A 22,124-nucleotide genomic window follows, 5' to 3' on the forward strand; every position below is an offset into this window, starting at 1 on the left:
TTTTAGTTTATATACTGCATTGCAAAATCTTTTTTCTATATTTGCAGTTCTTTTTGGACAGCGTATTTAAAATACAAATATATCATGAGCGATCTGTTAAAATTTATAGAGGAGGAATATCAGGATGTACGTAAGAAGCACCCTGAATTTCAGGCAGGTGATACGATCAACGTACACGTGAAAATTACTGAAGGTAACAAGGAACGTATCCAGCAGTTTCAAGGGGTAGTAATTCAGCGCCGTAATGAAAACTCAAATGGAGAAACCTTCACTGTAAGAAAAGTATCAAGCGGTATTGGGGTAGAAAGAATATTCCCCTTGTTATCTCCAAGTATTGACAAAATTGAATTAATCAGAAAAGGTAAAGTAAGAAGAGCCAGATTATTCTATCTGAGAGGTCGCCAGGGTAAAGCTGCCCGTATCAAAGAAAGAAGGTAGAAACTATATTTAACGATATTTAAGCGCCATTATCTGTAAAAGATAATGGCGTTTTTTTATTATTTGTTTTTCTTACCCCACTTAAGCTGCTCATAATCCATATCATCAGCAGGATTACTCTCAGGGTTAGTTTTAGGTTCCTCTCCGGTAACTTTGGCTGAGCCCTCATAGCCTTGGTGCGCGTGATTAGTCTGCCTTTCTTGTACATATTGCTGGCTATCAACAGATTCTTGTGACTGATTTTCCATCACCTTGACGCCATAGTAATTAAAAAGCTTCTCCAACTCTTGGGTATCACTTCCTTTGAGCTTATGAATATCTATAGAAGGAGCATTTTTGATGCGATGAGCTGCTACTTTGAGTGCAACATCAGAAGCCTGGGTGTTAAATCTGAGTAGGTGAAATGGTAAGGCTATATAATCACTACCTAAACCTAAAATCCCTCCTTCTGCAAGGATAGCAATTTTGGCCTGGTTATCTTCCGGGTCAATCAGTATGTCATGGATTTTCCCAACTTCCTCTCCTGTCTCATCATGTACAGTATTGGATAATATATTGTCTCGGGTGGATAAATATTGCTTCAACATGATTCTATAAGTGTAAATATTTAACTAAGTCTACACTAACAGAACCGGGCGAGGCTGAGAAAGTTTAGCGGCCGTAGTCTATTGTATCAAGCTGATTGCCAGCTTCATCGTACATTTTCCATGCGCCACTTTCATGTCCATCCTTATAGTCTCCTTCTAATGCAATATTGCCGTTTTCATGATAAAATTTCCAGTGCCCTACTTTCTGTCCACTCTGGTAGTCACCTTCTTCCTGAATCTTACCATTACCATAAAAACACTGCCAGTGCCCATGTCTGGCACCATCAACCATTTCTCCCTTACAATTATCTGTAGTGGATGAAAATAAAAAAGAAAGCCAGATCAGAATTTGTACAACCAATATCATCATGGAAGGGCATTGAAAACTATCCGCAATTTAAGCAGATTATCACCTCTTCCGATTTTCCTTCTAAGCGCAATATTACATTGGTAAGATAAAAAGAGGCTTACAAGAGTTCATTGGCCAGGTTGGCTAGCTCAGAACGCTCCCCTTTTTCCAATGTGATATGCGCATAAAGCGGATGACTTTTAATCTTATCTATCAAATAAGAAAGTCCATTGCTCTGAGAATCCAGATAAGGAGTGTCTATCTGATAAATATCGCCGGTAAATACAATCTTGGTATTCTCACCCGCCCGGGTGATAATTGTTTTTACTTCATGGGGCGTAAGGTTTTGTGCTTCATCCACAATGAAGAATATGTTGGATAAACTCCTGCCCCGAATATAAGCCAGCGGTGTGATGACCAGCTTTTCTGTATTGAGCATTTCAGTAATGCGGGTATGATCCTTATCACTCTCATGAAACTGGTTCTGAATAAATTTCAGGTTATCCCACAGCGGCTGCATATAGGGATTAAGCTTAGATTTGATATCACCGGGCAGGTAACCTATGTCTTTATTGCTCAAAGGGACGATAGGTCTTGCCAGATAAATCTGTTTGTACTCACGCCGTTGCTCCAAAGCTCCGGCAAGGGCCAGTAGTGTTTTTCCGGTACCAGCTACTCCCTGTACAGAAACCAGCCTCACCTCAGGGTTGAGGATAGCATGTAGTGCAAATGCCTGCTCAGCATTCTTAGGTCTGATGCCATAGGCCTGCTTTTTTTCTACTTTTTCTATGCGTTGCAGGATCGGATTATAGTAGCAAAGCGCAGAGTTTTTGGCACTTTTCAGAATGTAATAGCCATTGGCGCTTACCTGTTTGGGGTTCATAAAATCTTCTACCTCGGCAAAGCCATCTTTGTAAAGGTCAGTGATTTTATCGCTGTTGACCCGCTCAAACACGGTTTTTCCACTGTACAAACTGGCTACGTGTTTTACTTTGCCAGTCTCATAGTCTTCCGCAGTCAGGTTAAGAGATTTGGCTTTAAGGCGAAGGTTAATGTCTTTGGTAACCAGAATGACTTTACGCTCAGGATACTCTTCTTTGAGCGAAAGCGCAGCATTCAGAATTTTATGATCGGGCTTTTTCTCATCAAATATTTTTTCAGCATCTACTTCGCTCTCCGGGCTCATCACCACTTTAAAAGAGCCTTTGGTTTTGCCATTCAGAGGAATCCACTCGCGGAGAGTATGCTCTTTAGAAAGATCATCCAGCATACGGATAAACTCTCTGGCCTCAAAGTTACGAGTATCACTGCCCTTCTTAAACTGGTCAAGTTCTTCCAGCACCGTGATAGGGATACCTACATCGTGCTCATCAAAGTGCATGATAGCATCATGAGCATACAATATGACTGAGGTGTCAAGTACAAATATTTTCTTTTGCTTAGACTTAACCCCATTGCTGTTGGCTTTAATCTTTTTAGTTGTGGTGGCACCAGCTGGCTGGCTGCTTGCTTTCTTTCTCGTAGTCCCCATAAATGTTTTGTGACGAATACTAATCTTCAATTACACTTTTGTACTTCCGCGGATGTCAATGTTTTCCGAGAGAGGAGAATAAATGTAAGGAATATCTTATGAAAATTTCAGCATAAAAATGTCTTCTTTTTCTCTGGGAATAATTTTGAGTACATTGGCTAAGACGAGCAAAACCAGGGTTTGTGAAGCTCTAAATCGTGGCAAATGGGCCAAGCGAGTAAACTCAGTAAGTGTGATATGGGAGTGATTGTCCAGGTATTCCATCAGCAGCTTTTCCTTCTCTCCGAAGGTAAACTTCATATCACGAGGTTTACGTCCCCGTTTGAGGATTTTCCATACTTCAGGGCTGGCTTGGAGGCTTTTATCTTCAAAACGAACGTAGGCTTTTCCCTTATGCTTATGGATACGCTTATCGCCGTTTAGCTTGTGCTTTTTAAAATCTTCGTTGAGTACGTAATGTGGCTTTTTTTCGCTTTCCTTAATTTTATAATGCACTATAGATTTTTTGCCATTGATAGGTACTACATCTACTTCATAGTCAAGCTTAGGGCGACACCACTGCTGTATGGCTTTTTCCAGTACAAAAATTTCCTCATCGGCAAATCTAATACCCGGAATATTTCCATTATCATCTACGCCAATCAGTAAGTTGCCTCCTTTAGTATTGGCAAAGGCTACAATCTCTCTGATGATCTTTTCAGGATGGGCTACTTTTCTTTTAAACTCAATATTTTCTCCCTCACCACAGCTAACCAGTTTTTGAATTTCCTGCATAGACATGACCCATAAATATTGTTAAATCTACAGATAAACAGGGCCGCATACTTTTTATGAACGGCCCATTTTACTTTACTAAATGATGATAGCCAGTATGCTATTCGTCAAAATCGTTTTCTTCGCCATAGTCAGGCATAGAAAACATACTGCTCAGCAAATCTTTGAACTGCGTACCGGCAGTGAGTTGCTTTTTGCTAAGCTGGCTGTATTCGGCTAAGCCATGTAAAGCAAATTCCATGAGGAAGAGACGCGTATTTTCATCTGTTTTAGCATGATGATTTTTGACAAGTTCTTCCAGGCCGGGCACGCTTTTCAGGCGCTTCTTATATTCCTTATTGCTGAGATCATTCAGGATATCTACTTCTTTGCCTTCTCCAAACCATTCTACGATCTTTTTGTAAGGATTTTTTTCTTTCTGCTTACGCTTATCGTCGGGATTAGGAAAGTACTTCAGAAATTGGGTACGTATGGCTTTGCCTACCAGATTATGCGCCACAATGCCGGGGCCTTCCTGCTCTCCTTCGTACACCAGCTCTACTTTACCGGTGATGGAAGGGATAACGCCAATAAAGTCAGAGACACGTATAAAAGTGTCCTCCTCATCATTCAACAAAGTACGTCTCTCCGCAGCGCTCATCAGGTTTTCGTACGCGGAAATGGTAAGTCGGGCGGATACCCCACTTTTTTCATCCACATATTCGCTTTCTCTGGCCTCAAAAGCCACCTGCTCAATAAGATCATGAGCCAATTCCGTAAGTTTGATCTTAGCTTTCTGAGGTTCTTTGATCTTGGCTTCCTGCGCCGTAATTTTCTTGCTGATCTCCAGTGTACGCGGATAATGCGTCATGATCTGGCTGTCAATCCTGTCTTTGAGCGGAGTAACGATGCTACCTCGGTTGGTATAATCCTCCGGATTGGCGGTAAAGACAAATTGTATATCCAGCGGCAATCTTACTTTAAAACCGCGAATTTGAATATCACCTTCCTGCAAAATATTGAACAAAGCCACCTGTATGCGTGCCTGCAAATCGGGCAGCTCATTGATCACGAAAATAGAGCGATGTGAGCGGGGAATAAGACCATAGTGAATTACCCTTTCATCAGAATAAGGCAGCTTAAGTGAAGCTGCTTTAATAGGATCGGTATCTCCAATCAAATCCGCTACCGATACATCAGGCGTAGCGAGTTTTTCAGCATAACGCTCAGAGCGATGCACCCAGGCAATAGGCGTATGGTCTCCATGCTCTGCTATTTCACTCTTACCAAAGTGTGAAAGTGGCTGCAGAGGATCATCGTTCAGTTCGGAGCCTTTGACTACCGGCATGTACTCATCCAGCAACTCTATCATCATACGGGCGATTTTGGTCTTGGCCTGTCCTCTTAGTCCCAATAAAATGATATTGTGCATGGAAAGAATGGCACGTTCCATATCGGGAATGACAGATTCTTCATAGCCCCAAATGCCCTCAAATACTCTCTCCTTTTTGCGCAGGCGCTGAATCAGATTATCTCTCAATTCCTGCTTAATAGACCTGGGTTGGTAGCCACTGGCTTTCAGTTCTCCTAGTGTATGAATTTTTAAAAGTTGTTCAGACGGAATGTCCTGATATTTCATTGACGTTTACAATTAAAGGTTAAAAAGCTTCAGGTTAACAAAAAGATATAAGTTCTTGCTGTGAAGAAGAACACAAAATAAAAATTTTACCTGAAACTACTGTTTAAAGTTTTTACGGCGGTTTCGGCGATAATCTTCAAAGATAAGATTACCCAAACCTTTGAGGCTGCTGTAGTAGGCGTTGCCGTTGTTGACCTCGGTAAATTTCTGCACAAACTGCTTCAGATAAGGGTCAGAGGCAATCATGAAAGTAGTGACCGGAATGCCTATGCGGCGGCACTGAGCACCCAGGTTTAGCGTTTTGTTAAGAATCTTGCTGTCCAATCCAAAACTGTTTTTGTAATACTTAATTCCCTGCTTGAGACAGGTAGGCTTACCATCCGTAATCATAAAAATCTGCTTGTTTTTAGTTTTACGGCGGCGGAGAATATCCATAGCCAGTTCCAGCCCGGCTACCGTATTGGTATGGTAGGGACCAACTTTCAAATAGGGTAAATCTTTGATCTGGATCTGCCAGGCATCATTACCAAAAACAATGATGTCGAGTGTATCTTTTTTGTACTTAGTCGTGATCAACTCTGCCAGCGCCATTGCCACTTTTTTGGCAGGCGTGATTCTGTCCTCTCCGTAGAGAATCATGGAGTGCGAGATGTCAATCATGAGTACTGTAGAGGTCTGGGTTTTGAACTCCGTATCATTGACCTCCAGATCGTTTTCGGTCAGCATAAAATTGCCTAAGCCGTGGTTGATCTGTGCATTACGGATAGAGTCAGTCATGGCAATCTGCTCCAGAGAGTCACCAAACTGATAATCACGACGGTCAGTACTGGCTTCGTCACCCATGCCGCTGTGCGGTGTTTTATGGCTACCCTGTCCGGACTTTTTGAGTTTGCCGAAGATTTCTTCTAGCGCACTTTTACGAATTGAGCGCTCAGTTTTGGCAGTAAGTTCAAAAGAACCTTCAGGATTTTCATCGGTGATGTATCCTTTATCTTTCAGTTCCTGAATAAAATCACCCATCCCATATTCATCATTAGTGATGTTGTACTGATTATCCAGGCTGGTCATCCACTGCAATGTCTCTCCAACATCACCGGAGGTAATAACCATGAGTTCCATGAATATTTTCAGTAGCTGATCAAAAGTACTTTGTCCTTGCTGATTGGGGTCGGGCTGGTAGTCGGTAAATCGGTATCCTAGCATATATGCAAAACCTTAAAAATGGTGGATTTGTTCTGTTTCTCCTCTATAACGGAAAAGTGAGCAAAGGCATTCGCTGTAGCGACATTTATTTGACGCATTTAGCCCAAAATATAGATTTGAAATATACTTAGCAAGAAGAAGTTGGAAAGTAAGGTAGGTAGGAAATGTAATACACTTATCTACATGAAGTTGGTTTTTATAAAACCCTCTCCAGGCGAAACTTTTTCTTTAGCTCCTTACCGTTTCGGAGTACTTTGACGCGAATGCGCTTGCCCGGTCTTTTGTTCACCAAAGCGCTAAACAGCCCAAGGTCAAGCTCCGGGGGGCGTCTTCCATTAATAGAAATAATCATATCTCCTTCTTTGAGTCCTACACGATCGGCAGGAGTGTCTTCAGTAATTTTAGAAATGTAAAGGGTAGTAAGCAGGGGACCGGTAGCGATCAGTTCCATGCCGCTCATGTTATACTCAAACTCTTTACGGAAGAGCCGGTTCTTCTTGATATACATCTTCTGATTGGCGTAGTCAAATACTACACGAAAGCGCTTCAAAACGGAGCCGCCGATATTACCATGGTGCTTGGTTTGTGACTGTGCCGGAAGCACGAGGCTGCTGTCTTCTGGAAATGAAGAAATGATACCTTCTAACTCATAATCGGCAAGTTTTAGGCCGTCAATACGCCCCAGATAACCATATATTTCTCCGCTAAGACCACGGCCCAGATAGCCGGAGAGATTTTTTTCAGGAACAGTAATGAGCGGGTGGGAGTCGGTATCTAGTAGCAGAGAATGGCTGGCGCCAGTATCTACCATTAACTTGAGCGGTACATAAGTAGTGTCGTTAACTCTCAGCTTCACGTCGGTAATATAGGGCTTGGTATCTTCTATGCTCATTGAAAACTCCCGGTAAGAACGACGGGGCTTGAAATGTTCGGGACGGTGGAGAATAACACGTTGATTAATGTAGTCTACCTCAACCACAAAGCGGCTGAAGATCTCGTAGCCGAGAATACCATGAATACGTACGCCAAGGTGATTGTCCAGTTGCAAATAATCTTCCTGCAACACCAGCATGGCATTCCCTTCAGCTTCTACCCCTTCCGGTAGGGCAAAGGAAATATTATTACTTACATATGCACTGATCTGCCCTTCTTTTCCCGCACCCATCAGGCGGATTACTCTGTCGTTGGGGCTGGGTACTCCTTCCACATATATATCGTCAGTAAGAATAGCAGTGCGCACTCCCGTATCCAGGATGAATTTAAGCTCATGCTCAGCATCATTGATCCTCACGGGTACCACAATGAGATTACTGTGCATCTCAAAAGGGATTTCTACACGTTTGGTTCTTTTGTTAGTAATCCGGAAACCACGGTATACAAACTGACCATAAGCCACATGAGATGCTACCTCCCCAATGGTAAAAAAAATAAAGAGTGCATATTGAATTAAAAATTTAGTACTCATGTGGCTGAGCAAGGTAGTTACAGGGTTAATGTGCTGAATCTCAGAATATATACTACATGTAAACTCTGTATATAACAAACAATCAGAAAAAAAAATTACCTCTGATTATACAATCTATACTTTGCAATAGATGAGCAGGTTCATACGCTTTTTCCTAATAAAAAGAGGTATTTTTTGTTAGATTTGCGGTTTATTCTACCTGCAAAAATACTATGTCTACTTTTTCACTCTACTTCAATCTGGGTTTTACCCATATTTTGGATATTAATGGCTACGACCACATTTTGTTTGTAGTAGCCTTGTGTGCAATCTATCTGCTCAAAGACTGGAAGAAAATACTGGTGATTGTAACCGCTTTTACCATAGGCCATTCTATTACGCTGGCCCTATCTACGCTAAGTATTATTACAATAAATCCTTCACTGATTGAGTTCCTGATTCCGGTAACCATATTTATTACTGCGATGAGCAATGTGTTCAAAAACAACAGCGGTCTGCAACAAACTGGTGGCAGGCTGAATTATGCCTTTGCACTTTTCTTTGGGCTGATTCATGGTATGGGTTTTTCAAATTATCTGCGTAGCCTGCTGGGCAAAGATGAATCTATTGTGATGCAACTATTGGCTTTCAATATAGGTTTGGAAATAGGGCAAATTATCATTGTAGCCTTATTCCTGTTGATTTCTTTCCTCTTTGTGAATATGTTACAGGTAGCCCGTCGTGACTGGCGGCTGGTGATTTCTTCTGCGATTGCCGGTATTGCTCTCACATTAATGCTTGATACCAAATTCTGGTAAATCTTGAAATAGTGTATTGCAATATTTAATTATATTTACATAAAATACCGTAAATAACTTGTTTTTCAGACTATTTAATTGATACTATGAGATATATACTAATTAGCCTAAGCCTCATAATAGGTCTCGGACAAAGCTTGTTTGCCCAGGAGAATAAGCATACCGACAAGTTTGAACAATTGGGACCGGCAGCCTTACCTACGCCTAACGTATACCGTGCAGGTTCCGGAGCGCCCGGGCATAAGTACTGGCAGCAGCGTGCCGACTACAAAATTGAGTGTGAGCTGAACGATGAGATTCAGCGCCTGACCGGCTCCGAGACAATTACCTATTACAATAACTCCCCTGACCCGCTGGACTATCTATGGGTGCAGTTGGATCAGAATATGCGCGCCAAAGATTCTGATACTTATAAAACCCAGACCAACAGCATTGCTGATCGCATGAACGTTGATAACCTGGAGAGTATCGTAGGCTATGACTTTGATGGAGGGCATAAGATTCAGGCGGTAAAGGATGCGGAAGGAAATGATATTCCCTACACCATCAACCGTACGATGATGCGAGTAGATATCCCTGAAACACTGATGCCCGGTGAGCAGATCTCTTTTTCAATAGATTGGTATTATAACGTTAATGACCGCCTGCTGATGGGTGGACGTGGTGGACACGAGTACTTTCCTGAAGATGGTAACTACCTTTATACCATCACTCAGTGGTTCCCTCGCATGGCTGTGTATGATGACCACAACGGCTGGCAGCACAAGCAGTTCCTGGGCCGTGGTGAATTTGCACTGACTTTTGGTAACTATGAAGTGGCCATTACCGTACCTGCCGACCATATCGTAGCCTCTACAGGGACGCTGCAAAATCCTGAAGAAGTACTGACTCAGGAGCAACGTGATTTATTGGAGAAATCTAAAACCGCTGATAAGCCAGTAATCATTGTAAGTCAGAAAGAGGCGGAGAAAAAAGAAAAGTCAAAAGCCAAGGACAAAAAGACCTGGGTATACAAAGCAGAAGATGTAAGAGACTTTGCTTTCGGTAGCTCTCGTAAGTATATCTGGGATGCTATGGGCGTAGAGATTGACGGACGCACTGTCATGGCGATGTCTTATTATCCTAAAGAAGCCAACCCGCTGTATGAGCAGTACTCTACTGAAGTAGTCGCCCATACGCTGAAAACATATTCTAAATATACTATACCATACCCTTACCCTAAGGCGATCTCTGTAGAAGCCTCTAACGGTATGGAATACCCTATGATCTGCTTTAATTACGGTCGCCCTAACCCAGATGGTACTTACTCCGAGCGTATCAAATACGGTATGATAGGTGTAATCATTCACGAAGTAGGGCACAACTTCTTTCCGATGATTGTCAACTCTGACGAACGTCAGTGGACCTGGATGGACGAAGGACTGAATACCTTTGTGCAGTACCTTACTGAGCAGGAATGGGATCGTAATTATCCATCTCGTCGTGGACCGGCTTTCAAGATTGTACCTTATATGAAAGGAGATAAGTCCCAGATCAGCCCTATCATGACCAACTCCGAGCAGGTACAGCAGTTTGGCTGGAATGCTTATGCCAAGCCTGCCACGGCTTTGAATATACTGCGGGAGACCGTGATGGGGCGTGAGTTGTTTGACCATGCGTTCAAAACGTATGCCACCCGCTGGGCTTTCAAACATCCTGAACCCGCCGACCTTTTCCGCACTATGGAAGATGCTTCGGGTACTGATCTGGACTGGTTCTGGAGAGGGTGGTTCTTTACTAATGATCATGTGGATATTGGCATTAAGGATGTAAAATACTTCCAGATCAATACGCAGGACCCACGTATAGAAAATCCTATTGCCAGAGAGAATTACGAGCAGGAGGAGAAGCATATCAGCCAGATGTACAACAAAGATGATGTGCCCACTACAGCGATTGAGGCTGATCCCAGCCTGAGAGATTTCTACAATGACTATGATCCTTTTGAGATCAACCAGGAAGATGTGGAGGCTTACAATGACTTTGTGGCAAGCCTGAATGAGAAAGAACGTGAACTGCTCAAGTCAGGTATGAATTTCTACGAAGTGACTTTCAACAATATTGGAGGATTGGTCATGCCTATCATCTTAGAATGGACCTTTGAAGACGGCTCTACCGAGATAGAAAGGATACCTGCTGAGATATGGCGCTACAATGCTGAAGAGGTAACCAAAGTATTTGCCAAAGACAAAAAGGTAAAGCAAATCCACCTGGACCCTTATCGTGAAACCGCCGATACCGAGGAAGGTAATAATTTCTTTCCTGAGCGTGCTGTACCTACCCGCTTTGAGATTTATAAAGAGCAGATGAACGCTCGTGGCGCTTCCGGTCCTAATCCTATGCAGAAGAAAAAGAAAAGTGAAGAAGCAGTAGGAAGTAATTAATTTCTTTCTCGCGAAATGTATCATGAAAGCGGCTTATCTTTGGAGAAGCCGCTTTTTTTATGATGTGATTAATGGTGTGAATTGTTGTACTACTGTCCATTTTCTGAAGGTGAGCTGTGAGACACAAGCCCAGAGAGTGTATGTCCCACTTTTGTCGCCCTATCTGCAATCTTTACAAACTGAAAATATACCGTAGTAGGGTTAGTTGCCCATTTACCCCAGGCCTGTACAAACACTCATCGTTTTAGTATTTTTTTTCTCAGAAGTCTTCTTTATCATTGATGCTTTAAGTATATACTATTACTTTATCATAAAGCATTGGTCTCCCTTCATGAAAAATCTACTAATCATCATATTCGTATTTTCTCTTTTCGCTAACTTATCTCATGCACAGCCGATACTCAAGCCCTCGGTCAGCATGAATATTTCAAGCGTTTCCAATAGCTCTGACTTTGATAACGCAGTAGGACAGGCAAGCTGGCAGGGAGGTGTGAGTATAGCCTATGGCGATGGTCTTTATGGGGAAATAGGCGCTTTTTTTGTGAATAAATCTACTGATTTACAAGATACTCTCGCTAATGAATACATGACTGACTTTGAGGGCATTCGTATTCCTGTTACCATTGGCTACCAGATCGTAGGGAATGAAAATAGCAGAGGAGGAGTACGTCTGTTCGGAGGAGGTTCTTTGTTCTGGATAACGGATCTGGAAACAGATTTAGACTATGTTAAAGATGACTTCAAACCCAGAGCAGGAGGAGTGTTTGCAGGGCTGGGAGTAGATTTTCTGTTTCTCTTTGCCGAAACCAAGTATGAATGGTCGCTTACCGAACTCTCGGAAGTACCTGATTTCAATCTTGGTACTCACCGCTCTTTCTTTCTGACCGCCGGGTTGAGGTTTCCTATCTGAATGCTAATAGTCCGAAAGGACATTGTTTTTATTTTTTAAGAATGTTCTGTAACTACGGCTTTCTCCTTGTCCTTCCGCAATACAAAGAAGTGAAAATAGCCATACGCCAAAAGCATAATGCCAAAGTAGACCAGGGCAATCATCAGATTGTAGATGGTCATGGCGATGAGGGCGATAGTAGCAATCACTAGCGCAATGGCCGGGAAAGCAGGATAGAATGGCACCCGGAAAGGGCGTTCCATCCCCGGTTCTCGTTTGCGTAGCACAAAAAAGCTGATCATGGAAATGATATAAAGGGAAAGCGCGCCAAAGCAGGCAATGGTGATGATTTCACCGGTCTTACCCGTAAGTAAGGCAATGATCCCGATAAACATATTGGCTACCAAAGCATAAGCTGGCGTCTGGAAACGAGGATGGACTTTGCCCAGCAGCCGGGGCACATAGCCTACCCTTCCGAATTCAAAAGTAGCTCGTCCTGCCGCCAGTATAATCCCATGAAAAGAGGCGATCAGCCCCAGCAAGCCTACTGAGATGAGCAGATGATACAGCCAGCTTTCCGCGCCCACCACATACGAAAGTGCCAGCGGCAGCGGAGAGTCTGAGGCTTCAGTACTGCCTTCAGGGTAAACTACTGCTTCCCATCCGGCTACACCTACTGCCGAGGAGAAGGTAAGCACACAGAGCATAACCAGCGTAAAGATGGCAGAGCCAAAGCCCAGCATCACATTGCGTTGCGGATTGATGGTTTCTTCTGCTACATTGGCCACCCCTTCAATGGCCAGAAAGAACCAGATGGCAAAAGGAATAGCCGCAAAAGCACCGCCCCAGCCATTGGGTAAAGCATTTTGACTAAGGTTAGCAAACTCAAACTCCGGCAGGGTAACGCCTGCAAAGATCAGCAGTTCTACCACCGCCAGCACAGTCACCACCAGCTCAAAAGTAGTAGCTGTTTTTACTCCTGAAATATTGAGAAGGGTGAAAAGCATATAGGCAACGATAGCAATGCCCAACGTAGGCATGGCAGGAAAATAAAGGTGAAAGTAAGCGCCTATGGCAGCAGCAATGGCCGGAGGAGCAAATACAAACTCAATGATCTGCGCCATACCTCCGAAGAAACCCATTCTCTTGCCCAGCGCCCGATCAGCATAGTCAAAAGCACCTCCTGCTTTAGGAATAGCACAGGCAAGTTCGGAATAACTGAAAGTAAAAGTGATATACATGATGGCAATAAAAACGGTAGCCACTGCCAGTCCGGCAGTACCGCCTTCGGCCAGTCCGAGGTTCCATCCAAAGTACATACCTGAGATCACCAGCCCTACGCCTATGCCCCACAAAAGTACCGGCCCCAGGGTTTGTTTCAGTTTTGCTTCCGCCATAATGTGTTTAGGTAATGATAAAAGGTTTATCCGGTGAACATAAGGTAAAAAGTATTATTAGTAAAATTTAAGAACTGTAATGTTGTCTCTGTGCTTAATAAAATTCTGCAATGAGCTTTGTGTAAGGCATTGCAAAAAGTTACCTTCTCCACATTTTTTCCCTTCTGATCAATCTACCTAAGTCCTGAGCTTCGTAGGTAAGATACTTTTTAACAACAAAAATCATTATGAAGAAGCACAAAGTTAAAGTATCCCTTTCCGAAAGCCAGCCCTTTCAGGCAGGCAAAGCAAACCGGAGACAATTTATCAAACTGGGAGGCGCTTCCCTTGCCATTGGCGGGATGCTACTGGCAGGTTGTGAAGAGGATGACGAAATGATGCCCAATCCTCCTGACGATGGAGATGATGAGGTGTTTGATCTGGGTAGCGGCGATGTAGGTATTCTCAATTACGCCTATGCGCTGGAGCAGCTGGAGGCAGACTTTTATACCAGAGTATTTAATAACTTCTATGCAGGCATCACTGCCGAAGAGCAGCAGGTGCTTACCGCTCTGTACTATCATGAAGTGATTCACCGTGAGTTTTTTAAGACTGCAATCACCGCTGCGGTAAGCGATAGTGCGCAGGTACTGCCTGAGCTGGAATTTGATTATGGCGATCTGGATTTTAGCAGTCGTGATGCGGTACTGGCCACTGCCAAAGCTTTGGAAGATACCGGTGTGGCAGCCTATAATGGTGCAGGAAGGCTGCTCACCAACCCTGATTATCTGCTGATCGCGGGTAAGATCGTATCGGTGGAAGCTCGTCATGCTGCGGCTATTCGCAGCCTGATCAATCCAGATTCTACTGACTTTGCGGGTGATGATGTGGTAGATCCGACAAACGGGCTGGATGTAGCCATGCCTCCGGCAGATATACTTCCGATAGCTGGACAGTTCATCACCACTGAGTTTACCGCCAATAATTTACCCACATCATAAGATCTCAAAACATTTTATATTATGAATATCATACATTTTTTAGACCATTTCACGAGTGATGAATTGACTGCCAACAAAGAGCAGGACAAGAAAAGCATAGTATCCCGCCGCCAGGCATTCAATCAGCTGGGTAGCCTAAGCAAAAAGTTGGCGATGAGTGCCGTCCCTATGGGTGCAGCGATGTTTGCTTCACAAAAAGTGAAGGCACAAAGCATGAACAGTGCAGTATCAGCCTTGCAGCTGGCGCTTACGCTGGAGTATCTGGAAGACGAGTTTTATCGTATGGCACTGGATTCAGGTGTGGTACCTGCGGGTACCCGTGCCGAGAAAGTGTATATGCAGATTTCCAAACATGAGAGTGCGCATGTAGACTTTCTGATTGCCGGACTGGGAGACAATGTGGTGGATAAGCCTACTTTTGACTTCACTGCCGGAGGCGCATTTGACCCTTTCAATGAAAATGGAATTGGTCAGGATACTGCATACGCCCAGCTACTGGCTTTGGCCCAGGCATTTGAAGATACCGGCGTACGCGCTTACAAAGGGCAGGCTACCAACCTGATGGACGCGCCCGATCTGCTTACCGCGGCATTGCAGATACATTCGGTAGAAGCACGTCATGCTTCAGAAATCCGCAGGCTGAGAGGCTTAAAAGGATGGATTGTACAGGATAATCGGGGAGAGGGTATGCCCGAAGCAAGCCAGGCGGTATACAATGGTGAAGCGCAGACCATGCAGGCTGGTTATGATACCGCTACCGAGTTTGGCGCTGACGCAGGCACTGAGGCTTATGATGAACCTCTGTCCGGAGAAGATGCCACGGCCATTGCCAGCCTGTTCATAGTGAGCTAGATATTTTCTGTAATAGATCTCAGAGTTCCTTTCTCCCTCCTCAGAGTTCTTTACAAGTAACTCTGAGGGTGAAGGCATAAATCACTTATTTTTTCATTTAAAAAACGATACGATATGGAAAGCTTATTATTATTTGTAGGAGGCCTGGGAGGATGGGAAATCTTCCTGATTCTGGCCATTATCATGCTATTTTTTGGAGCTAAGAAGATTCCTCAGATGGCGAAAGGTTTAGGACAAGGCATCAAAGAATATAAATCTGCCATCAGTGGCGAGGCAGAACGAGAACTCAAAGACTCATGATGAGTGGTAGTTAAGTAAATGTTAGCGTTACTGAGATAAGTGTACCCGCCAGGGTTCATAAGTTTTTGGTTAAAACAAAGGTGCTCCATGCTGTGGAGCACTTTTTTTATGGAATAGGCAAAAAGTAGCTAAAATCAACTTATTTTTAAGGCTTGGAGAAACCTTCACAATTATATATCCAAATCGCTAGCAGTACTCAAAAAATGAAAGCAGCCTATCATGTGGAATACGGCCTACCTGAGGTATTGAGCTTGAGAGAAATAGAAAAGCCTGTTCCGAAAAAAAACGAACTTCTGATCCGGGTGCATGCCACTACCGTAAACCGAACCGACTGTGGTATTTTGGGGGCACGACCCTTTGTGCTACGCTTTATCACAGGTTTGTTCAAACCCAAGCTTCCTGTTACCGGAACTGATTTCGCGGGTGAGGTAGAAGCAGTAGGAGACAAAGTGAGCCGCTTCAAGATTGGGGATAAGGTATGGGGGTTCAATGACCAGGGCATATCCTCCCACGCGGAGTATATGACGATAGCTGAAAAGCTGGCGATCTTACCTCTGCCCCCAGGGTTCACTTATGCGCAGGCAGCGGCAAGTGTGGAAGGGGCGCATTATGCCTACAATTTTATCAATAAAGTGAAGCTGCAGGCAGGGCAAAAGGCGGTAGTCAATGGAGCGACTGGCGCTATCGGATCAGCACTGCTTCAGTTATTAAAGTATCATGACATATATGTGACGGCGGTATGCAGATCTGTTCACTTTGAGACAGTAAAAGCCTTAGGTGCGGATAAAGTAATAGACTATACTCGGGAAGATTTTACGCAGGATACCGAGCAATACGATTATGTGATGGATGCGGTCGGCAAAAGTACCTTCTTCAAATGTAAGCCCCTGTTAAAGAAGAAAGGCATATACATATCATCTGAGCTGGGCCCCAACAATCAGAATATGTTTTTGCCCATCATTACCCCACTAGGCAGAGGTAAGAAAGTGGTTTTCCCCTTTCCCATAAGTATTGAAAAAAGCATGGAATTCGTCAGTAAGCTTATAGAGGAAGGAAAGTTTACCCCTCTGATAGATAAGAGAACATTTACGCTTGAAGAAATCCGGGAAGCCTTTACCTATGTGGACTCAGGGCAGAAAATAGGCAATGTATTGCTTAAGATGCACTAGGTCTGGCGCGCGATTGCATCGCGTGACAATCATGTCTCCTGAGTAAATAATCTACCTTCTCAGAGTTCCTTTCAGGTAACTCTGAGGAAGTAGTAAGCGGCCGCCGGAGTGGCGACTCTCGTTACGGGGACTCTGAGAAAGTAGCAATCCAATTCCCTAAGAAGGCACCACGATGCCTAAAGCTTCCAGTTGCTGCTTATCTTCGTCAAAAGCATAGCGGGCAGCTTTGATAAACTTACTCATCCACTGCTGCATCTCTTTCCGCTCCCGGTCGCGACGCTCTTTGGCCACCTGCTTGCGGCTTTTGCTCTGGTTTTGCTGTATACGGGCCTCAGCTACCGCCTCTATCATTGCTTCGGTCTGCGCCAGTTCTTCGGCAGTGATACCCCGCTGGGCGAAAGTGTCGGCCAGAGGAATAGCGTACTTATAAAAAGCTTTGACCTGCACCAGCCAGCCAGTCATATTCTGACTGCGTTTGCCGCCCAGTTTCATGTCATTCCAGGCCTGGCTTTGGGGTGTGAAAAGCATGCGGGCAAGCTTCAGGTGACCCATATAGCGAGTATTCACTGCTTTATAGGCTTCATGTAACTTTTGCGTGCTCTCCTTCTGGAGGTTCTCCTCATGCTCCCGCTCATCCTGCTGGTTCGCGAACTTAGTCAGCAGGCCATTGCCAAAGTTGATTTCCTTACGGTCGTAGCCCAAAGGAGACAGCAGCCTGATGATCTCAGGACTGGCCAATGCACCCGCTACAATCTGGCGGTTGCTTTCCAACTCATCATAAATACTCTTTCTCATATGCACTTTTTTTATGATAAAATTAAAAGAGAATTAGGAGGTGGTAGCTATACTGAGTATAAGTAAACCTACACAAGTAAGTTTGGCAAATGAAGCAGAGATTACTATACAGATGATGCTTTTTTATGGTTATAGAAGCAGGGGTAGATCACAAAAGAATGGACTGGAGGATATATCCCGACGAGGGAAATGAATAAAAGGCCGGACTTTATTACCTTCCCTCATAGGGACAGCAACAAAATGACAGTCTGGAACTCTCATCCCTATTAGGGATAGATACAAACGAACGGTCTTTTGTAACCATCCCTCCCGGGGAAGGTCATTCATTCCATCATTTCATAAGCATCCCCATTGGGGACAGTTACTCCAGCCCGGGCTGGCATAGGGTGGATAGGGATGGTAAAGGGTTTGGGCTGGGGAGTTTGTGAGGGTAAGGTGGGCAAATAGACGATTTGTAAGTGGTACTTGTGAATAAATGTTGATAAAATTTTATATACTTAGGAGCAACTCATGCTTTTTTATATTAGATCATTTAAAAGTATACATCAATATCCTTTTGCCCTCCTCAGAGTCTCTTGCAGGTGACTCTTAAATTTTTTGCACATTCCTGCTTAGGAATCTCAGTGTCCTCTGCGAGTGACTCCGAGGAGGAAGCAATTCTGAGGGTGAAAAGACATAAAAGCATAGAATCTTAGCAGTATCGCAGTTTCTAAAGTACAATAATTTGTCAACCCACCGATTACATACTGAGCGCCATGAGGTTTACTTTTGTACAATCACCTGCTATCAATGGCTACCCCTTTTTGAGCAAGCCCAAGCCTATGCAGCAGTATACAAATGGTTTGAATACTTAAAGAAAGACAATTGCCATATCTTGGCGTATGTAATTATGCCTAATCACTCACATTGTCTTTTATATCCTACCCATACGGAGAAGTCTCTCAATCACCTGGTTAGTGAAGGCAAGAGGTTTATGGCTTATACTATTGTAAACCAACTAAAGAAGTTAGAACAGCATTCTTTACTGCAACACCTGGCAGCGGGAGTACAAGCCAATGAAAAGAAGAAAGGTAAGAAACATCAGGTATTCAGGTTGTCATTTGACGCCAGAAAATGCTTGAGTGTGGAGATGATTGAGCAAAAAATGGATTATATTCATCGCAATCCTGTCAGTGGTAAATGGAGCTTGGTAGAAGACTTTGTAGATTATCCCCATTCAAGTACGTCCTATTACGAGCAGGATAGGGAAAATGATTACATCACACACTATAAAGCAATTGGCTAGATTGACAGAGACGTTACTGGAACAGCTACTGCTCCCCCTCAGTGTCATCCTCTATGGAATTTGCGCAGAGGGCATTGAGCTACTAAATGGGAGGTAGTGCAAGGTGCTCAGAGTTGCCGCAACGGGAGTTGCCACTCCGGCGGCCACTTGCAGGTGACCCTGAGGGGGGAGTGTATTACAACGAAAGCACCTCATTACTCTGACTAAGTGGACGTATATTTGCCCAATAAACGATCAGCAATCTATTGAAATAAGAGGGGATAAGGATAGGCTCCACCCACTATGTTCAAGTATCAGGAAAGATTAAAAAATCGTATACCAGGATATGAAAGTACAATTGCAATATTTGAACGATCAGGAAGGCAATCTGACAGCAGTTCAGATTCCCATTGAAGATTGGGAAAAGCTTGAAAAGAAAATAAAGAAATATGAACAAGCTTTAAAAGTGAAAGAAGATTTGACAGCAGCCTTTGAAGAAGTTAAACAGATGAGAGCTGGTAAAATTCCCAAACAATCTTTATCAGACTTTCTGAATGAATTATAAGGTAATTCCTACGCCACGATTCAAGAGACAAGCTAAAAAACTGCTTAAGAAATACAGTTCATTATCTACTGAGCTGCAGGCATTTGAGCGGGACTTGATAATGAACCCTACACAGGGGCAAAGTCTGGGACAAAATGCTTATAAAGTAAGAGTGGCAGTTAAAAGTAAAGGGAAAGGTAAGAGTGGCGCCCACCGCGTGGGGGGCTACGCGTGATTACTTATTTGATTACTGAGGAAGAGGAAATTTATCTGCTGACAATTTATGATAAATCAGAGATGGAAAGCATAGATAACAAGACTTTGAAGGAGATGATAAAAGATATCAATTAATAAAGTATACATCCTATCTTACACACATTTGAGCGCAGCGAAAACGTATGCCTTCCTTTCCCCTTCCCCAGTATTACCCCCAGAGAAAGGAAAACACAGAAAATAGTTTTATCTTAAAGCAAATGGAATACAAGACAGTCCGGTATTGACCTCATTACTAGCCGGATAAGCTATACAACTCACCCTAAGATGAAAACTTACGCCAAACTCCTCTTTGTCCTTTTGTGGACTTGTACCTCAGCCTTCGGCTCAGTGGCTATGTCTCCTCCTGTATCGGGTAGCCTAGATAAGGTGAGTACGGTGCTGTTTGAGGTGCGCTCTGATGAGATAGACAATGTGTCTTATCTATTTGGCACGCATCATGCCTTTGGCAATACCTTTTTTGATTCCCTGCAAAACGCTCATCAGGCCCTCTTATCTTCTCAAATCCTCATCAAAGAAAACCTGGATATTCCCGGTCACCTGGCCGAAGATATCATTAACCGGCGTACTGCCACTACAGACTGGACAAAGTATCTGCATAAAAGAGATCTTCCTTTTGTGGACAGTATCTTCTCCAAAAGTGAAGTAGATCTAAATAAAGTAACGCCTACAGAACTGCATATGATTCTGAGCAGATTTTACAATGAAAGGATATGCCAGGCCAAAGCCCTCGGAGATTCTGTGCTGACACTGGATGGCTATATTGGTGCGTTGGGCAGGCAGCAGGGTCTACAGCTTATAGGCCTGGAAACTATAGAAGAACAACTAGCCCTGATTGCCAAAGATGTGGAAGGCATGCCCAGAAAAGTACATAAAAGGCGGCTTGAAGGCGTGATTGAACGTATCCGCCAGCAAGACCGCAGCGCTTGCTCCCAGGCAGACTGGTACAAGGACATGGAATTTGATTTACAACTGGATCAGCCCTGTCAGAATACCCTGATACTCACCGAGAGAAATGACAAATGGATGCTTGAGATTGACAGGCAACTCCAGGCCGGAAGCTGTTTTATTGCAGTGGGCTTTAGTCATCTCATGTTTGAGTGTGGTTTAATCAATCAGTTGAAGCAGCTTGGATATACCGTACAGCCCATTCCGGTGAATTAAGATTCCTTATTTTATCCCACCTCCCACGCGTTTGAATGCAACGGGAACGCTCGGGCGAGACCCGGCATGGAACCATACTTACCGATTAATCCGAACTTCCCTTAAAAAAAATATTCACTATCCTGTAATGATTTGAGGTTTCAGCCACTAAACAAGAAAAAAAGTAGTGAGCAGCGATTTCTATACTTCATCCATTCTTCCTTATGCCGGTATTATCATCAAGATATGCCGGGCCTATACCAATACGCAGGAGGACTTTGAAGATTACTATCAGGAGGTATGCCTGCAGATCTGGAGAAGCCGGGAAAGCTTTCGGCAGGAGTCGGAATGGTCTACCTGGATATACCGCCTCTCGCTCAACGTCTGCCTGACCCTGCTTAAGAAGAAGAAAAATAACGGGCAGCATTTCGCCTCTGATGCCTTACCGGATATAGCAGTGGAAGATAGCCGTGCCTTTGCCGATGAGTCACTCAATTATCTGTATACCGCTATCCGGCAGCTCGCAGAAGTAGACCGGGCGGTAATTCTGCTTTATCTGGAGGAGAAATCATACCAGGAGATCGCTGACATTATGGGTACCAACCCCAATAACATTGGGGTACGCATTACAAGAATTAAAGAACGTTTAAAAAAACTGTTAGATGGAAAAATCAATTGAATCAATCTGGAAAGAAGGCTTCCTGAAAAGTGACGCCCTAGTGGCTCCCCGCCTCAATGATCTGTACAATCAGAAATCTCAGGATATTATTGAGAAGATCAAACGTATGATGCATATCAACGTAATTGCAATCGTTGTATTTGCCTTTGTAGTATTGGTAGGCTGGTATTTGATGGGCATTCCTTATATCGGTGTCTTTATCTTTGTGCTGCTTAATGTCTTTGCATGGTATGCCCATATGCAGATGAAGAAATTACAGAATATAGATAGAAGCAGTAGCAGCTACCAATATCTTGTAGCCTTTAATCACTGGCTGAAAGCCGGTCTCTCTAATAATGCCAGAATCATGCGCTTCTTTTACCCCCTGATTTTCCTGGCGGCAATGGCTACCATATGGTTTTCCAACAACAACGAAGCTGTGCTGGGTGAAGTAATCCACAAATATTTTCCCGGCATCAATCTGATAGGGGGCGTCCCAGTTTGGTGGTTAGTGGGGGTACTTGCAGTGGCTACTATCATGGGTTTATTTGGCGAAAGAATCTACAGGTGGGATGTGAATATTGTGTATGGAAATGTATTCAAAAAGCTGGAAGAGATCATCGCAGATATGGAGGAATTAAGGGCATGATAATTCATGCCCTTAGTTTTCTCTTA

General features: G+C 43.7%; 23 protein-coding genes. 14 read left to right on the plus strand and 9 right to left on the minus strand.

The window, feature by feature from the left end:
- Nucleotides 1-84 precede the first annotated feature (84 nt).
- Nucleotides 85-438, plus strand: a complete 354-nt coding sequence (gene rplS, locus WJR50_RS08925) for a 50S ribosomal protein L19 (RefSeq protein ID WP_341292911.1) — start codon at nt 85-87, stop codon at nt 436-438.
- 59 nt (nt 439-497) lie between these two features.
- On the opposite strand, the gene WJR50_RS08930 is transcribed toward rplS, so the two are convergent.
- The 7 genes from WJR50_RS08930 to WJR50_RS08960 form a co-directional block, all read right to left on the minus strand.
- On the minus strand, nt 498-1,025 hold the full coding sequence (locus tag WJR50_RS08930) for a PRC-barrel domain-containing protein (protein ID WP_341292912.1): 528 nt from the start codon (nt 1,023-1,025) through the stop codon (nt 498-500).
- A 64-nt stretch (nt 1,026-1,089) separates the two neighbouring features.
- Nucleotides 1,090-1,395, minus strand: a complete 306-nt coding sequence (locus tag WJR50_RS08935; RefSeq protein ID WP_341292913.1) for a toxin-antitoxin system YwqK family antitoxin — start codon at nt 1,393-1,395, stop codon at nt 1,090-1,092.
- 97 nt (nt 1,396-1,492) lie between these two features.
- Entirely contained in the window at nt 1,493-2,755 is a 1,263-nt protein-coding gene (locus tag WJR50_RS08940; RefSeq protein WP_445223459.1) for a PhoH family protein, read from the minus strand.
- 246 nt (nt 2,756-3,001) lie between these two features.
- Nucleotides 3,002-3,685 carry an AlbA family DNA-binding domain-containing protein gene (locus tag WJR50_RS08945; RefSeq protein ID WP_341292915.1) on the minus strand — a complete coding sequence of 228 codons (684 nt, stop codon included), beginning with the start codon at nt 3,683-3,685 and terminating at the stop codon, nt 3,002-3,004.
- 94 nt (nt 3,686-3,779) lie between these two features.
- Nucleotides 3,780-5,297: a P-loop NTPase family protein gene (locus WJR50_RS08950; protein WP_341292916.1), complete on the minus strand. Its 1,518-nt coding sequence runs from the start codon at nt 5,295-5,297 to the stop codon at nt 3,780-3,782.
- A gap of 96 nt (nt 5,298-5,393) precedes the next feature.
- The gene (locus WJR50_RS08955; protein WP_341292917.1) at nt 5,394-6,500 is read right to left on the minus strand and encodes a vWA domain-containing protein; all 1,107 of its coding nucleotides are present in this window, start codon (nt 6,498-6,500) and stop codon (nt 5,394-5,396) included.
- Nucleotides 6,501-6,696: 196 nt separating this feature from the next.
- The gene (locus WJR50_RS08960) at nt 6,697-7,965 is read right to left on the minus strand and encodes an aspartyl protease family protein (RefSeq protein WP_341292918.1); all 1,269 of its coding nucleotides are present in this window, start codon (nt 7,963-7,965) and stop codon (nt 6,697-6,699) included.
- Between the two features lie 212 nt (nt 7,966-8,177).
- Here WJR50_RS08960 and WJR50_RS08965 point away from each other — a divergent pair, with 212 nt between their 5' ends.
- From WJR50_RS08965 to WJR50_RS08975, 3 genes are all read left to right on the plus strand, one after another.
- A complete protein-coding gene (locus WJR50_RS08965) occupies nt 8,178-8,762 on the plus strand; it encodes a HupE/UreJ family protein (protein ID WP_341292919.1) in 585 nt (194 codons plus the stop codon).
- A gap of 86 nt (nt 8,763-8,848) precedes the next feature.
- Nucleotides 8,849-11,185 (plus strand): M1 family metallopeptidase, encoded by a 2,337-nt coding sequence (locus tag WJR50_RS08970; protein ID WP_341292920.1) that lies wholly within the window; start codon nt 8,849-8,851, stop codon nt 11,183-11,185.
- A gap of 331 nt (nt 11,186-11,516) precedes the next feature.
- Entirely contained in the window at nt 11,517-12,095 is a 579-nt protein-coding gene (locus WJR50_RS08975; protein WP_341292921.1) for a hypothetical protein, read from the plus strand.
- A gap of 35 nt (nt 12,096-12,130) precedes the next feature.
- Here the strand turns inward: WJR50_RS08975 and eat are convergent, their stop codons facing one another.
- Nucleotides 12,131-13,471, minus strand: a complete 1,341-nt coding sequence (gene eat, locus WJR50_RS08980; protein ID WP_341292922.1) for an ethanolamine permease — start codon at nt 13,469-13,471, stop codon at nt 12,131-12,133.
- A 227-nt stretch (nt 13,472-13,698) separates the two neighbouring features.
- Here eat and WJR50_RS08985 point away from each other — a divergent pair, with 227 nt between their 5' ends.
- The 4 genes from WJR50_RS08985 (at nt 13,699) to WJR50_RS09000 (ending at nt 16,772) form a co-directional block, all read left to right on the plus strand.
- On the plus strand, nt 13,699-14,451 hold the full coding sequence (locus WJR50_RS08985; RefSeq protein ID WP_341292923.1) for a ferritin-like domain-containing protein: 753 nt from the start codon (nt 13,699-13,701) through the stop codon (nt 14,449-14,451).
- 21 nt (nt 14,452-14,472) lie between these two features.
- A complete protein-coding gene (locus WJR50_RS08990; RefSeq protein ID WP_341292924.1) occupies nt 14,473-15,303 on the plus strand; it encodes a ferritin-like domain-containing protein in 831 nt (276 codons plus the stop codon).
- Nucleotides 15,304-15,417: 114 nt separating this feature from the next.
- Nucleotides 15,418-15,603 (plus strand): twin-arginine translocase TatA/TatE family subunit, encoded by a 186-nt coding sequence (gene tatA / locus WJR50_RS08995; RefSeq protein ID WP_341292925.1) that lies wholly within the window; start codon nt 15,418-15,420, stop codon nt 15,601-15,603.
- A gap of 203 nt (nt 15,604-15,806) precedes the next feature.
- Complete coding sequence (locus WJR50_RS09000) at nt 15,807-16,772, plus strand: NAD(P)-dependent alcohol dehydrogenase (RefSeq protein ID WP_341292926.1); 966 nt, start codon at nt 15,807-15,809, stop codon at nt 16,770-16,772.
- A gap of 156 nt (nt 16,773-16,928) precedes the next feature.
- Here the strand turns inward: WJR50_RS09000 and WJR50_RS09005 are convergent, their stop codons facing one another.
- Entirely contained in the window at nt 16,929-17,567 is a 639-nt protein-coding gene (locus WJR50_RS09005) for a PQLLE family protein (RefSeq protein WP_341292927.1), read from the minus strand.
- Between the two features lie 889 nt (nt 17,568-18,456).
- Here WJR50_RS09005 and WJR50_RS09010 point away from each other — a divergent pair.
- From WJR50_RS09010 to WJR50_RS09035, 6 genes are all read left to right on the plus strand, one after another.
- Nucleotides 18,457-18,852 carry a hypothetical protein gene (locus WJR50_RS09010; protein ID WP_341292928.1) on the plus strand — a complete coding sequence of 132 codons (396 nt, stop codon included), beginning with the start codon at nt 18,457-18,459 and terminating at the stop codon, nt 18,850-18,852.
- A gap of 346 nt (nt 18,853-19,198) precedes the next feature.
- A complete protein-coding gene (locus WJR50_RS09015) occupies nt 19,199-19,396 on the plus strand; it encodes a hypothetical protein (protein ID WP_341292929.1) in 198 nt (65 codons plus the stop codon).
- Entirely contained in the window at nt 19,386-19,610 is a 225-nt protein-coding gene (locus tag WJR50_RS09020) for a hypothetical protein (RefSeq protein WP_341292930.1), read from the plus strand. The genes WJR50_RS09015 and WJR50_RS09020 overlap by 11 nt, the downstream gene beginning before the upstream one ends.
- 305 nt (nt 19,611-19,915) lie before the next feature.
- Nucleotides 19,916-20,812: a TraB/GumN family protein gene (locus WJR50_RS09025; protein WP_341292931.1), complete on the plus strand. Its 897-nt coding sequence runs from the start codon at nt 19,916-19,918 to the stop codon at nt 20,810-20,812.
- 166 nt (nt 20,813-20,978) lie between these two features.
- On the plus strand, nt 20,979-21,470 hold the full coding sequence (locus WJR50_RS09030) for an RNA polymerase sigma factor (protein WP_341292932.1): 492 nt from the start codon (nt 20,979-20,981) through the stop codon (nt 21,468-21,470).
- Nucleotides 21,454-22,098 carry a hypothetical protein gene (locus WJR50_RS09035; protein ID WP_341292933.1) on the plus strand — a complete coding sequence of 215 codons (645 nt, stop codon included), beginning with the start codon at nt 21,454-21,456 and terminating at the stop codon, nt 22,096-22,098. The genes WJR50_RS09030 and WJR50_RS09035 overlap by 17 nt, the downstream gene beginning before the upstream one ends.
- The last annotated feature ends 26 nt before the right edge of the window (nt 22,099-22,124 follow it).

The organism is Catalinimonas locisalis (assembly GCF_038039535.1).
Taxonomy (GTDB): Bacteria; Bacteroidota; Bacteroidia; order Cytophagales; family Cyclobacteriaceae; genus Catalinimonas.